Consider the following 14,791-nt stretch of genomic DNA (forward strand, 5'->3'; position numbering starts at 1 on the left):
ATTTTCAAGGCTTGAAAGCGGTTTTCATCAACACATTTTGTCCTATAACTCTACATTATACGCCGCAGTGTGCATCCTCGCGGAGCGTTTTTTTTACTTTACAGGAAAGCAATTTCCTGTAAAAAAAGACCTCTTTCCCAATTTTGAGAACGAGGTCTTTACTATGTCATTATTATTTCTGAAAGAAAAATGACTGATGCCTTTTTAAATTCAACTCACGATAATTCATAATCTGCTCTGTACTTCCGATAAATAACATTCCATCTTTTGCCAAAGAATCATAGAACTTGCGATAAATCTCGTCTTTTGCTTCTTCTGTAAAATAAATTACTACATTTCTGCAGACAATCAAATGGCAACCTGATGGATATGGATCCCGCAAAAGATTATGTTCCCGAAATTCTACATGCTTTTTGATTTCATCGGAAATCTTATAGGATTTTCCTACCTGTGTAAAATACTTACGCTTCAAATCATCCGGTACAGATTCAATGCTCTTTTCGTTATAAAGTCCAACTCTTGCTTTCTCAAGTACCTGTTTATCAATATCAGTAGCAATTATATGTATCTGGTTCAGCGGAACATGCTTTGATAAAGCCATTACAAGAGAGTATGGCTCATCTCCGGTAGAACACGCTGCACTCCAGATTTTCAAATTGCTGCCAAACTGTTTTATAAGTGCCGGGAAAACCTCTTCGTCCAAAAACTTCCACTGTTCCGGGTTCCGGTAAAATTCTGAAACATTAATAGTCAGGAAATTAATAAACTGGTCAAACTTCTCTTTATCTGTATGAAGCAGATGTACATACTCATCATAGGACTGAGCCTTATTCTTTACCAAAAGGCTGTCAATCCTACGACGCATCTGTTTCTCTTTGTAAGCATTTAAGTCAATCGTGGTCATTGCATATATATCTTTTTTAAACTTTTCATAGCCTTCAAACATATATGCTACCTCCTACCTTATTATTCTTCTGTAGGAACTTCTTCGCTATATACTTCTTCTGTATCTGTTTCCTCTTCTGGCAGAAGTGCTTTCATGCTTAAGCTGATTTTCTTGTCTTCTTCATTAAAGTCAACTACTTTAGCTTCTACTTCCTGACCTACTTTTAATACATCAGAAGGTTTCTCAACATGCTCTCTAGAAATCTGGGATACATGAAGTAATGCATCTACTCCAGGAGCTAATTCTACGAATGCACCAAAGTCTGTCATTCTTGCAACAACACCTGTTACCACATTACCTACTGCATATTTCTCTGCAGCATTATTCCAAGGATTCTCATCCTCAAATTTCATGCTCAGTGCAATCTTACTCTCATTGATATCTTTGATGAATACTTTTACAGTATCGCCAACTTTGAATACTTTCTTAGGACTTTCAACACGTCCCCAGGACATTTCAGAAATATGTAACAGTCCGTCTGCTCCACCAAGGTCGATGAATGCGCCAAAGTCTGTTACGTTCTTTACTGTACCTTCTACAACATCACCAACATGGATTCTCTCCATGAGTTCTTTCTGTTTTTCAGCTTTCTCTGCTACTAAAAGCTGTTTTCTGTCACCAATAATTCTTCTCTTTCTTGGGTTGAACTCAGTGATTACAAATGAAATTTCCTGTCCTTCATACTTAGATAAATCTTTCTCGTAAGTATCTGATACAAGGCTTGCAGGAATAAATACTCTTGCTTCGTCAACTACAACACTTAATCCACCGGATAATACCTGTGTAACCTTTGCGGTAAGCACTTCCTGATTGTTGAATGCTTCCTCTAAACGCTTGCTTCCTTTTTCAGCAGCAAGACGTTTGTAAGTAAGAAGTACCTGTCCCTCTCCATCATTTACCTTTAAAACTTTGGCTTCCATAGTGTCACCTACGGATACAACGGTGGTCAGGTCTACATTTGCTTCGTTCGTATATTCATTACGTGTAATAATTCCGTCTGACTTATATCCAATATTAAGGATGATCTCATCTGGCTTAACACCGATAACGACGCCTTCGACTACCTCTCCATTTCTTATTGTTTTAAAAGATTCTTCCAACATTTGTTCAAAACTCATTTCTGACATTATTTTGAACCTCCTCAATAATTTTATTTGGGGTAGATGCCCCTGCGGTAATACCTACGTTATCAATGGTCCGAAGTACTGCCGGATCCAAATCATCTATGGTTTGTATATAGTAAGTATTTGCACATTCGTTTTTACATATTTCAAATAACTTCTGTGTGTTGGAACTGCTCTTCCCACCAACCACAATCATTGCTTCAACTTCTTTTGCCAAAGCCCTCGACTGGGTCTGCCGCTCTTCCGTTGCATTACAGATTGTATTTAAAACAATTATATCATAACCTTTTTTATTTATAATTTCAACTAATTCTTGAAATTTATTGTAGTTAATTGTCGTTTGTGATACGATACAAACCTTTTTTCCTGCTGAAACCCGGAAATTTTCTGCTGCTTCCCTCGTTCCAATTACCGTAATTTCCTCTTCATTTCCCCATCCACGGATTCCTTCTACCTCCGGATGGCTGGCATTTCCGATAATTACAACATGATAACCGGCATCTCCATATTCCCGTACATGACGATGTATCTTCTTTACAAAAGGACAGGTGGCATCCACGATATGGTAACCGGCATTTTCTAATGTCTGATATATTTTTTCGCCTACACCATGGGAACGGATGACGATGGTTCCTTTTTCTGATTCTTCTATTTCTGAAATATCATGGATTACGGTTACGCCCTTTGCCTCTAAATCCTTTACCACTTCTTCATTATGAATAATCGGTCCGTAAGTATAAATCGGGTCTTTTATTCCATCCTTTGTTTCATCGTTTGTTTCAAGCTGTGCATAAACCATATCTACTGCACGCTTTACGCCAAAGCAGAAACCTGCACTTTTTGCAACTCTGACATTTTTCATATTAACATTTTTCCCTATAAATATTTTTGATGGTTTCTACCACTTCTTCAATTCCCATATCCGAAGAATCTACAAGAATGGCATCTTCTGCCTGCTTTAATGGTGAAATTTCCCGATGCATATCCTGATAATCACGGTCCGCAATATCTTTTTTAATCACTTCCAAGTCACAGGCAGCACCTTTTTCCTGCAATTCCTGATATCTTCTCTCGGCTCTTGTTTCAACACTTGCAGTAAGATAAATCTTTACCTGGGCATTCGGCAGCACACAGGTTCCGATATCTCTTCCATCCATGATAACATCTTTATCTGCTGCAAGCTTCTGCTGTAATTCAACCAGTTTTGTGCGGACTTCCTTATAAACACTGGTGGCAGATGCCATTTTTCCAACTTCTTCTTTCCGGATTTCTTTGCTGACATTCTCACCGTTTAAAAGCACCTGCTGTTCTCCGTTCTCATAGGCAATAGATACTTCCACGGTTTTACAGGCATCTGAAATTGCTGCCTCATCTTCCTTTGCAATGCCATTTCTCATAAAATACAATGCCATACTCCGATACATGGCTCCTGTATCTACATATATAAAAGAAAGTTCCTTTGCAAGCTGTTTTGCTATAGTGCTTTTTCCGGCTCCTGCCGGTCCGTCAATTGCTATATTAAAGCTCATTTTTTATCCTCCGATTTTTCTGCTTTTTTATTCTCTTTATTCATTTCCAATACTGCTTCCTGCCAGATATCCGGTAGACCAGGCAATCTGCAGATTAAAGCCGCCGGTAAATGCATCCAAATCCAATACCTCTCCGGCAAAATAAAGATGCTTTGTTAATTTTGATTCCATGGTCGATGGATTTACTTCTTTTACAGAAACACCGCCCTTTGTAATAATGGCTTCCGAAAAGCCCCGTAAACCAGTCAGTGTAACCGGGAACTTCTTTGTCAGTTCCACCAGGCGCTGCCGTTCCTCTTTGGTTACTTCATTGACACGCTTTTCTGCTGGAATCTTAGCAAGTCTTAAAATAATCGGCAGGAATTTGGACGGATATAATTTTTCAATTCCATGAATCACCTGCCGGTTCTTTGCCTCTTCAAAGTCCCTTAAAATTCTGTGATCTAACTGTTCTTCTGAAAGTGCGGGTTTCCAGTCAATGTATAATTGCAACGGCTGTTTTCTTACCGCATCATTTACCACGCTGCTGGCGCTTAACATCAGAGGTCCACTTACGCCAAAATGGGTAAATAACATTTCTCCAAAAGCTTCATACAAAAGCTTTTTGCCCTGATAAATGCTCGCCTTTACATTTTTCAACGATAGCCCCTGCAATTCTTTGACATATTCCTCTTCTGCGTTAAAAGGCACAAGGGATGGACTGCAGGTTTTTATGGTATGTCCGCAGGCTTCTGCGAAACGATAACCATCCCCGGTAGAACCGGTAGATGCATAAGAACAGCCGCCTGTTGCAATAACTACTGCATCTGCCGGCATTTTCTTTCCCTCTGCAGTAATTACTCCATGTACACAATTCTCCGATACCATAAGCTTTTCTACCGTTGTATGATACATAATCTTTACTTTATGTGCATCCAGGGAGCGTTTTAAGGCTGCAATGACATCCGACGAATGGTCTGATACCGGAAATACACGGTTTCCCCGTTCCACCTTTACCGGTGTTCCATTCTGTTCAAAGAAATCCATGACCCGGAAATTGTCATAAGAATAGATTGCGCTGTATAAGAACTTGGAATTCCTTGGAATGTTTGAAAATAGTTCTTCCGTATCACATGCATTGGTAAGGTTGCATCTTCCTTTTCCGGTAATGAATAATTTTTTCCCGATTTTCTCATTGCGTTCTAACAATACGACCTGATGTCCCTGTTCTGCTGCAGCAATTGCCGCAAAACAGCCCGCCGGTCCACCGCCGATTACAAGTACCTTACTCATCTGCATCTCCTAATTTGGCATATCTCATTTTGATTTTATCATCAATATAATTAATTTCATCATTTTCATATACCTGGTATTCATTCCAGATATCCTCCAGGGTCTCCAATGTCTTGGCAACCTCACCCTGCTTCTTCATACACAGAGCAACAATCAGTGCGTTGATAACACTAAGCGGTGCCACCAGAGAATCCACAATAGATGCCATATCACTTCTTGCAATCAGATTACAGGAAGAATATAAATTCATTGGGGAATGCACACTATCTGTTAATGTAATTACTTTTGCATTCCGGTTATTGGCAAATTCCATTGCCTTTAAGGTACGCATGGAATATCTTGGAAAACTGATTCCGATAATGACATCATCCTTACTGATTCGCACCATCTGTTCAAATAATTCACTGGAATTATTGGTCTGAAGCAATGTCACATTTTCAAACATCAGATTAAAGTAAAACGCCATAAAAGCTGCCAGTGGAGCGCAGCTTCGTATTCCAACAATATAAATATGTTTTGCTTTGATAATGGTATCTACTGCCAGTTCAAAAGCATGCTCATCAATATGTTCCAAGGTATCCTTAATTTTCTCCTGATCCGACTGCAATACCGTTTCTAATATATGCGACTGGCTGATTCTTCCATAAGTCACTTCCATACGCTGAATGGAGTTGAGCTTATTCCGAACCATCTCCTCTAAAGCCTTCTGAAATTCCGGATAACCCTTATAGCCTAAATGTGTAGCAAATCGTACTACAGTCGATTCGCTCACACCTACTACCTGTCCCATTTTTGCTGCCGTAAGAAATACAGCCTTATCATAATTATCCGTAATATAGGTTGCTAATATTTTCTGTCCTTTGCTTAAACTTCCATAACATTCGTTGATTCGACTGGTCAAATCATTAGTATTCCCATTCATAGTTCCTTCTTCTCGATTCTACAAATATTTTGCATTTTTTATGTCATTTTAACATTTTTTTGCAGGATTTTCGTCAGTTTCCATGTCGTCTGGCAATTTCCTGCTTCTGCTTGGAGGCGACATAAGTCCCCAAGTCGAGATTTGCCTGCTTTACCGTACATCCTACAATCACTTTCGTTTCATCTACCGGCTCCTGACGAACAGCCATACCGGATAACTGCACTTTAAGCCTGCTTGCTTTATCTTCAAACGTCAAATGAAACGGTCCCATGGAAAGATAATTCATATTCGGCTGTCCCACAAAGGACACTCCGGTTGCACTGATATCTTTTACAATCACAGAATAATTTGCTCTTGTACTGTCAATGGACAACATTCCATCCAGTCCCAGATACTGGCGGTATGCCTGTCTGCGGTTCCATCTCATTCCATCACGTTTACATACAATTGCGTGATATTTTTCTTTTCCTGCCTGGACGGTCTGCATTCTGCACCCCTCCCATATCAGCGGTTTGATTCCATCTTCCATATAAATCACACTGATATGCACCTTATCTCCGGAAAAGTTAATAATTTTCCCATCATAACGTATTGGCTCGATTAATAAAATGCCTCCTTTTCCAAAAGCAACTGTACTATCATATTCTGCTGAAGCATTCTCCACTTTCACCAGCACCTGCACCGGCTCCCCTGTCCCCAATTCATACAGTTTCATTGTCCTTCACCTTTTCCCTCTCAAAATACCGTGAAAGAACTGCCACAATATTTTCAAATGCTTTGCAATTAAAATTGTCTACCCCATGACAAATCATGACTTCATCATAGCAATCTTTTGTCCTCTTGTCCATAGAATTTTTATGTAATTCTGATATTCCATTATACCCATCAAAAGGAAAACAGCTACAGACATATTTGTCTGTAGCCGCTTCTTTACTGCTATAGATAGCAAGGTACCCTATACCGGATATGCTCCGTTCTTTGTATCTGCAATTGTTGTATCAACTTTCGTCTGCTGTGCCTGACGATATTTGAAGAACTCAGTAGCAACCTGTGGGAATAATGCATAGGATAATACATCTTCATCCTGCTGTTTGTACTGTTTCATTTCAGCTTCAATCTTATCTAATTCAGGCTCAAGTAAGTCTGCCGGACGGCAGGTAATTGCCTTATCTTTGTCAGCACCGAGAACCTTATCCACAACTTCCGGATTGAAAGGTTTTACAGTCTGACCATATTTTCCAAGAAGAATATCCTTGGTCTCTTTGGTAGCAACTTTGTAACGCTCACCCATTAATACGTTAAATACAGCCTGTGTACCAACAATCTGGGAAGAAGGTGTAACAAGTGGTGGCTCACCAAGGTCTTTACGAACACGAGGTACTTCAGCCAGTACTTCTTCGTATTTATCTTCCTGTCCCTGCTCTTTTAACTGGGAAATCAGGTTGGATAACATTCCACCCGGTACCTGATATAATAAAGTCTTGATATTAACACCAAGTACCTTTGGATTCATCAGACCGCTGTCTAATGCTTCCTCACGCATTGGGCGGAAGTAATCAGCGATTTCAGCCAGTTTGTTCTGGTCAAGACCGGTATCATACTGTGTTCCCTTGAATGCTTCTACCATAACTTCGGTTGCAGGCTGGCTGGTACCAAGTGCAAATGGTGACATTGCAGTATCGATAATATCACATCCAGCTTCTACAGCTTTCATGTATGTCATGGAAGCTACACCGGAAGTATAATGTGTATGCAGTTCGATTGGAAGGCTGGTTGAAGATTTCAGAGCCTGAATCAGTTCGGTTGCTTTCTGAGGAACTAAAAGTCCTGCCATATCCTTAATACATAAGGAATCAGCACCCATGTCTTCTACTCTCTTTGCCATTTCCATCCAGTAATCCAAGGTATAAGCATCTCCTAATGTATAGGATAATGCAACCTGAGCATGTCCTTTTTCTTTGTTACATGCTGTTACTGCTGTCTGAAGGTTACGAACATCATTTAAGCAGTCAAAAATACGGATAATATCAATTCCGTTTGCAATAGATTTCTGTACGAAATACTCAACCACATCATCTGCATATGGACGATATCCTAAGATATTCTGTCCACGAAACAGCATCTGAAGTTTAGTTTTCTTAAATCCATCTCTTAATTTACGAAGTCTCTCCCATGGATCTTCCTTTAAGAAACGAAGGCAGGCATCAAATGTTGCTCCACCCCAGCACTCTACTGCATAATATCCAACTTCATCCATTTTCGGGATAATTGGAAGCATCTGTTCTGTTGTCATTCTGGTTGCAATCAGAGACTGATGTGCATCACGAAGAACAGTTTCTGTAATTTTTAAAGGTTTTTTCATTTCTTCTGACATTTCTATCCTCCTATATACCAAAGATTGCCATAAATACACCGGCAGCTACTGCTGTACCGATAACACCGGCAACGTTTGGTCCCATTGCATGCATAAGTAAAAAGTTTGTCGGGTCTTCTTCTGCACCGACCTTCTGCGATACACGCGCAGCCATAGGCACGGCGGAAACTCCGGCAGAACCAATCAACGGATTAATTTTTCCTTTGGTAATCCAGCAAAGCAGTTTTCCAAAGAGGACTCCGGCTGCAGTACCAAACATAAATGCAATCAGTCCAAGAGCAACAATCTTAAGTGTGCTGACATTTAAGAATGCTTCTGCACTGGTAGATGCACCAACGGAAGTACCCAGAAGAATAACTACGATATACATCAAAGCATTGGATGCTGTATCTGTAAGCTGTCTGACTACACCAGACTCACGGAAGAGGTTACCAAGCATAAGCATACCAACCAACGGAGCGGTTGTCGGAAGAATCAGACATACAATTGTAGTAACTACGATTGGGAACAAAATCTTCTCCAGTTTGGATACCGGACGAAGGTTCTCCATCTTGATTGCACGTTCTTTCTTTGTTGTAAACAGTTTCATAATTGGCGGCTGAATAATCGGAACCAGAGACATATAAGAATATGCTGCCACCGCAATCGGTCCCATCAATGCAGCCTGTCCTAATTTACCGGCAAGGAAGATAGAAGTCGGACCATCTGCTCCACCGATAATAGATACGGCTGCTGCTCCCTTGTCATTGAATCCCATCAGAATTGCAAGCAGGTAAGCTCCGAAAATACCGAACTGTGCTGCTGCTCCTAAAAGGAAGCTGATTGGGTTTGCAATCAAAGGGCCAAAGTCTGTCATCGCACCAACTCCAAGGAAAATCAGAGAAGGTAAGATTGACCACTCATCCAGAGTATAGAAATAATAAAGTAAACCACCGACACCATTGCTGGTCTCTTCCGGACTTGCAATAATGTCCGGATAAATGTTAACCAGAAGCATACCAAATGCAATCGGAACCAAAAGAAGAGGTTCATAACCTTTCTTGATTGCCAGATATAAGAATACGCAGGCAATTACAATCATAAGGTAGTTACCCCAGGTCAGGTTAAAGAATGCAGTCTGATGCAGGAGGTTACTCATTGTGTCTCCAACATAACTTAACATAATTTTCCTCCTAGTTGTTCATTGTAGCAAGTAATGCTCCTGCTTCTACGCTGTCACCAACTGCAACTTCGATGCTTGCAACTGTTCCGTCTTCCGGTGCAACAACAGGAGTCTCCATTTTCATAATTTCAAGAATCAGAACTGCATCACCTTTCTTTACTGCTGTTCCAGGCTGAGCCTCAATCTTGAATACTTTTCCGGCTGCTCCGGCTTCAATCTTAATGCTTCCTGCTCCGGCTGCTGCCTTAGGTGCTGCTGCTTTTGCTGCAGGAGCTGCTGCTGCCTTTCTTGGTGCAGCTACAGGTGCAGATGCTCCGTTCTCTTCTACGGTAACATCATAAACATTTCCATTTACTGTAATTGTATAGTTTTTCATCTTTATATCCTCCTAATTATTCTTCAAACTATCTTCTCTTAATGGAACGTACTACAAATCCATCTGTAGAACTTCCTGTTGCTGCCGCAATTGCAGCAGAGATAACTGCAACAAGTTCCAAATCATCCTGAACCAGCTCTTCTTTCTGAGCAATCTGTTCTACTACTTTATCTTCTTTTGCAGCAGTTGCATCAGCCGCATTCTTTTTCTTATTCTGTAAATAAGGAATAATGCGGAATGCATAAATAATAATACTGATTAAAATTAAGATTACAAATACGGTACCCATGCCCATAAGTGTATTCATTCCGGCTTTGCCCATTTTCTCGCCAAGTGAATATACCTTGTCAAATGTCATACTGGTAAGTTCCGGTGTGTCTGTAGTTGTATCAAATACAACAGTAAAACTCAAATCACGGTTGGTATAATTCAATGTCTGTTCCATTACCATTGTCTTATTTGACTCTGTCATGGTAAAGTCACCAAATCCCTGGAAATCTCCTTCGTCAGCAACAGCTTCTTTCCAACTGCTATAGAAGTTGTAGTTTACTGCATCGCTCTTCTCTGAAATGGAAGAAAGAGCATTATCAATATCAGCTTCTGACACAGTAGTTATCTGCTGTACTGTCTGTTGTACTGTATCCTTCCACTGGTCATAGGTGCCTCCATTGAATGTTATTGAAGTCTGATCTGTCTTACCACAGGCCGTAACAGAAAATGCAAGCAGACAAACACATACAAGCATCCACAATTTTTTCTTCATAAGATTCACCTTTCTATTTTGTTCCATGTTTCTTATATGGAGTATCCATACGTTTTGTAAACAGCATTTCAAAAGCTGCTACAAGATATTTTCTGGTATCAGCAGGCTCAATAATCAAGTCTACATATCCTCTCTTAGCTGCAGTTACAACGTTAGACTGTAATGCCTCATATTCTTTTGCTTTCTCAGCAAGCTTGTCCGCATCAGCGTCTGCATACATAATCTCTGCTGCAAGACGTGCATCCATCATACCGGTCTTAACATCCGGCCATGCGTATACAAGGTCAGCACCGATTGCTTTGGAGTTCATCATTACTGCTGCACTTCCGTAAGCATTACCGGTAAGAAGGCTAACCTTAGGAACGGTAGCATTTGCAAATGCATATGTAAGTTTAGCCAGAGCTTTTGCAAGTCTTCTTTCGCTGCATTTTGTTGCTGTAAATCCAGCCACATTGGTAAGAGATAATACAGGAATATCAAATGCATCACAGAACTGGATGAATTCAGAAGCTTTTTCACAGCCTTTTGCACAAAGTGCTGCATCATGCTCTGCGACTTTCTTTCCTTCTTCATCATATTCTTCTGTGCAGTTAGCAACAGCACCGACAGTCAGTCCGTTTAACTGGATGAATCCGGTTACCATGCTCTTTGCATAATCCTTCTTTGTCTCTAAGAAATTGTGATTATCAGAAATCTCGCTTAATACGAAACGAGGATCGCCTTTCATGGTATCTACATTTTCGCATGCACGGTTCAAATCATCTTCACAGTCTTCCATATAACCATTCTCTGTGTTATCTGCCGGAAGCATGCAGACCAGTTCACGAATCTGTGCAAAGATTTCTTCTTCAGAACCTGCCATATCAATGACGCCGGTCTCTGTGCTCTGGAAATCTGCAGAAGAAGTATCACATTTTCCAACGTAATTTCCTTCGATTGCGTTTGGTGCATTTACAAACATTTTGGCTTTATCAGCTTCCATATATGCAAAATCACATAATCCAGGTACTACGGTAAGTCCGCCGCCACAGTTGCCAAATACAGCACAAATCTGTGGAATTACTCCGGATGCCATAACCTGTTTTTCATAAATCATTCCTAATGCATTCAAAGCATCTACTGATTCCTGAAGACGAACTCCGGCACAATCCAAAAGTCCGATTACCGGTGCACCCATCTTCATCGCCCTGTCATAAACAGCTGCAATTTTCTTTGCATGCATCTCGCCAATTGTTCCATTTAATACGGAAGAATCCTGACTGTAGACAAATACCAGATTACCATCAATCAGACCATGTCCGGTAATGACACCATCTGATGGCGTAGCTTCATCTGCCAGATTAAAATCCGTATTTCTTGCGGTTACCAGAGAACCGATTTCCATAAAGCTGTTTTCATCCAGCAAACGGCAAATTCTCTGTTCTGCTAAGTTATTACTTCTGTTGCTCATCTCTTAGTCCTCCATCTATTTTAGAAAAAATAAAATTTTTCGCTAGGGTAATTGTAGTACATTGACCAAAACTTTTCAATAGCAAATTGTTAATTTTTTCACAGATTTTACATATCGCATTTTATGGCTGATTTTCTGACTTTATAAAGAAAAAAGGTCAACCATTCTGAGGCAGCTGTAGCGGTAATCCCATGCCGGAACACTGTCTTTTAAGACAAGTTCTTCCTCTCTCACCACCTGCCCGTTCAGTATATACTTAAGGGTTCCAACAGTAGTTCCTGCTTCCACCGGAGCCTCAAGTCTCTGCTTTCTCTCCAATTTAAATTCAATGGATTCATCCTTACGAAGCAGTATATTTTCTATCTGTTTTTCCTCTGTCCTGTTCTGAACCTCTGTCATCTTAATTCTGCTACAGTCTTCTGTCTTTGCCCCACTTATCTCAAGGGGACATTCTGCTTCCTTGGGGATTTCCAACTCCAGAAGATTTACCTTTTCAAAAGAATCGATTCCATACTGCATCAGCTGTTTTGTATCTGCCCATTTATAGTTCTTATTGTTTGGCCAGCCGCAGCCCAAAAGTGCCACCACATAGGTACGGTCATCCCGCCGCAATGCTCCCACATAACAGTATCCGGCATTGCCCGTAAAACCGGTTTTACCACTGATTGCTCCGTCCATCATCGTAAGGAAACGGTTATGATTATTGCAGCTGTAGTTTCGTGTTCCTTCTATATTAGAAAAGGAATAGGACGGTGTCTGCGTAATTTCAAGAAAAGTCTCTTTCATGGGAGACTCATTGATGCAATAGCTCATAATCCGGGCAAGGTCGGCTGCTGTCGTTCCATGGAATCCGTTTTCATCTTCCTTATCCAGTCCGTTTGGCGTAAGGAAATAGGTATCCATGCAGCCAAGCTCCGCCGCCTTCTCATTCATCAAGCCAGCAAATGCCTCCACACTTCCTGCCACATGTTCCGCAATTGCCACTGCCGAATCATTGTGGGATTCTAACATCAGAGAGAAACAAAGGTCTTTTAATAAAAACTGTTCCCCACTTGCTCCATTCAGCTGCACATCCGGCTGGGAGGCTGCATAATCAGAAAATGTAACCACGTCATTTAAATCTGCATGCTCTAAGGTTACAATCAATGTCATAATCTTTGTCGTACTGGCATTTGCCCGGCGCACATCCTCTTCTTTTCCAAACAAAATACGCCCTGAATCCGCATCCATTAAGCATGCAGACAGCGCGTACAAATTCTTTGGTTCTTCGATTTCTATTTCATTTTCTTCCTGCGTTTCATCCGGATTATCCTGTGGCAGCGGTTCTGCCGGAATATGATTGGAACTAAAAAATATAAAAAGCAGAGATAATGCTGTCATTTTCTTCCACCGTCTCTTTTTCATGACCGCTCCGAAATACATTTTCTCTGCATTCTATTCATTTCTTTCTATGATTATACTTCGATTATACTTCCGCTTACTACATTCCCTGTTGCTATACTTCAAGCTTCATTTCTGCTTCCTGTTCAGCCTGATGCTTGAATTCTTCCACCTGGTCTTCATTCAGCACCGGGAGTTCATCGATGGAATGCACCCCAAAGCTCCGTAAGAATTCCTCTGTTGTGCCAAATAGCATCGGTCTGCCCGGAGCATCCAATCTTCCCACTTCATTGACCAGATTATATTCCACCAGTTTGCTTACTGCATGGTCGCAGGATACGCCACGGATTTTTTCAATCTCCGCCTTAGTGATTGGCTGCTTATAAGCAATGATGGATAAGGTCTCCAACAGTACGTCTGTAAGGACACGCTTCTTTGGCTGTTTTGCAATCCGAATCAGATATTCATACATTTCATTCTTCGTACACATCTGATAAGCGCCGTCCAGTTCGATAATCTGGATACCTCTTTCTTCCTGCTCATATTTCTGCCGGAGTGCTTCTATTTTCTTTTTGGTTTCCTGTTTGTCTAATTCAATTGCATTGGCAATTTTATCCAATTCTACCGATTCCCCCATGGTAAATAAAATTGCTTCTATAATTGCTTCATAATTCTTTTCTTCCATTACTACCCTCATATAATAAGAGCCTAGGCTGCAACCTTGGACTCTATTCTGATATCATCAAATATTTTATCCTGATAAATGGTTATCTTGCCCATTTTCATCAGCTCAAGCACTGCAAGGAAGGTCACGATAATCTCCATCTTGCCACACTGTGCTTCTAAAAGACTGCGGAAGCTGAAATGTGGATGTGCCATTGCATACTGCTCTAAATATACCATTTTATCGGACAGTGATACTTCTTCTTTCTCAATCTTGCCAAATTTGGAACGAACCGGGTCAATCTTATCTTCCTGCTTACGCATGATGGATTTGAAAATATCATTCAATTTCTTCAATGTGACATCTGCCATCAGTTCCTCTAAATCCACCGGCTCTTCATAGGCAGCTACCTCGTCCGGAATCGTCGGCTCCTTAAACATCACCTTTTCCGCATCCATCTGACGGTCTTTTAATTCATAGGAAATGCATTTATACATCTTATATTCCAAAAGCTGTTCTACCAGTTCTGCTCTCGGGTCTTCTGCTTCCTCTTCTTCTGTCTCTTTTGCCGGAAGAAGCATCTTTGATTTAATATCAATCAGTGTGGCTGCCATGACTAAGAACTCACTCATAACATTTAAATCCTGCCGCTTCATTTCCCGGATATATTCCATATACTGATTGGTAATCTCCACAATTGGGATATCATAGATATTTACTTTATTCTTATCCAGCAGATGAAGGAGCAAATCTAATGGTCCTTCGAACACCTGCAGCTTTACTGTTAATTCCATTTCAAAACCTCTCCATTCTTTCCTAGCACATCTAT

The 14,791-nt window shown here is 40.6% G+C and carries 15 protein-coding genes; all 15 read right to left on the reverse strand.

Annotation, left to right across the window (positions count from 1 at the left end; translation table 11 throughout):
- Positions 1-172: 172 nt before the first annotated feature.
- Positions 173-946: a CheR family methyltransferase gene (locus DWX96_RS02640; protein WP_022243737.1), complete on the reverse strand. Its 774-nt coding sequence runs from the start codon at positions 944-946 to the stop codon at positions 173-175.
- A gap of 20 nt (positions 947-966) precedes the next feature.
- Entirely contained in the window at positions 967-2,073 is a 1,107-nt protein-coding gene (rpsA, locus tag DWX96_RS02645) for a 30S ribosomal protein S1 (RefSeq protein ID WP_118056731.1), read from the reverse strand.
- Positions 2,054-2,932 (reverse strand): 4-hydroxy-3-methylbut-2-enyl diphosphate reductase, encoded by an 879-nt coding sequence (gene ispH, locus DWX96_RS02650; RefSeq protein ID WP_118056732.1) that lies wholly within the window; start codon positions 2,930-2,932, stop codon positions 2,054-2,056. Before ispH ends, rpsA begins: the two co-directional genes overlap by 20 nt.
- Position 2,933: 1 nt before the next feature.
- Positions 2,934-3,599 carry a (d)CMP kinase gene (gene cmk, locus DWX96_RS02655; protein WP_118056733.1) on the reverse strand — a complete coding sequence of 222 codons (666 nt, stop codon included), beginning with the start codon at positions 3,597-3,599 and terminating at the stop codon, positions 2,934-2,936.
- A 36-nt stretch (positions 3,600-3,635) separates the two neighbouring features.
- Entirely contained in the window at positions 3,636-4,871 is a 1,236-nt protein-coding gene (locus DWX96_RS02660) for an NAD(P)/FAD-dependent oxidoreductase (protein ID WP_117697191.1), read from the reverse strand.
- Positions 4,864-5,793, reverse strand: coding sequence for a MurR/RpiR family transcriptional regulator (locus tag DWX96_RS02665; protein WP_022243732.1), 930 nt, complete (start codon positions 5,791-5,793; stop codon positions 4,864-4,866). Before DWX96_RS02665 ends, DWX96_RS02660 begins: the two co-directional genes overlap by 8 nt.
- Positions 5,794-5,866: 73 nt before the next feature.
- Entirely contained in the window at positions 5,867-6,508 is a 642-nt protein-coding gene (locus DWX96_RS02670) for a hypothetical protein (RefSeq protein ID WP_118056734.1), read from the reverse strand.
- A 240-nt stretch (positions 6,509-6,748) separates the two neighbouring features.
- Positions 6,749-8,167 carry an oxaloacetate decarboxylase subunit alpha gene (locus DWX96_RS02675; protein WP_022243730.1) on the reverse strand — a complete coding sequence of 473 codons (1,419 nt, stop codon included), beginning with the start codon at positions 8,165-8,167 and terminating at the stop codon, positions 6,749-6,751.
- A gap of 10 nt (positions 8,168-8,177) precedes the next feature.
- Entirely contained in the window at positions 8,178-9,329 is a 1,152-nt protein-coding gene (locus tag DWX96_RS02680; RefSeq protein WP_022243729.1) for a sodium ion-translocating decarboxylase subunit beta, read from the reverse strand.
- A 10-nt stretch (positions 9,330-9,339) separates the two neighbouring features.
- Complete coding sequence (locus tag DWX96_RS02685) at positions 9,340-9,705, reverse strand: biotin/lipoyl-containing protein (protein WP_022243728.1); 366 nt, start codon at positions 9,703-9,705, stop codon at positions 9,340-9,342.
- Between the two features lie 28 nt (positions 9,706-9,733).
- Positions 9,734-10,468, reverse strand: coding sequence for an OadG family protein (locus tag DWX96_RS02690; protein WP_117697185.1), 735 nt, complete (start codon positions 10,466-10,468; stop codon positions 9,734-9,736).
- 13 nt (positions 10,469-10,481) lie between these two features.
- Positions 10,482-11,918, reverse strand: coding sequence for an acyl-CoA carboxylase subunit beta (locus DWX96_RS02695; protein WP_117697184.1), 1,437 nt, complete (start codon positions 11,916-11,918; stop codon positions 10,482-10,484).
- A 141-nt stretch (positions 11,919-12,059) separates the two neighbouring features.
- Entirely contained in the window at positions 12,060-13,322 is a 1,263-nt protein-coding gene (locus tag DWX96_RS02700) for a D-alanyl-D-alanine carboxypeptidase family protein (RefSeq protein WP_242988714.1), read from the reverse strand.
- 91 nt (positions 13,323-13,413) lie between these two features.
- Positions 13,414-13,983 carry an SMC-Scp complex subunit ScpB gene (gene scpB, locus DWX96_RS02705; protein ID WP_022243724.1) on the reverse strand — a complete coding sequence of 190 codons (570 nt, stop codon included), beginning with the start codon at positions 13,981-13,983 and terminating at the stop codon, positions 13,414-13,416.
- Between the two features lie 23 nt (positions 13,984-14,006).
- On the reverse strand, positions 14,007-14,756 hold the full coding sequence (locus tag DWX96_RS02710) for a segregation and condensation protein A (protein ID WP_118056735.1): 750 nt from the start codon (positions 14,754-14,756) through the stop codon (positions 14,007-14,009).
- Positions 14,757-14,791: the final 35 nt, after the last annotated feature.

The organism is Roseburia sp. AF22-2LB, from assembly GCF_003461125.1.
Classification (GTDB): domain Bacteria; phylum Bacillota; class Clostridia; order Lachnospirales; family Lachnospiraceae; genus Roseburia_C; species Roseburia_C amylophila.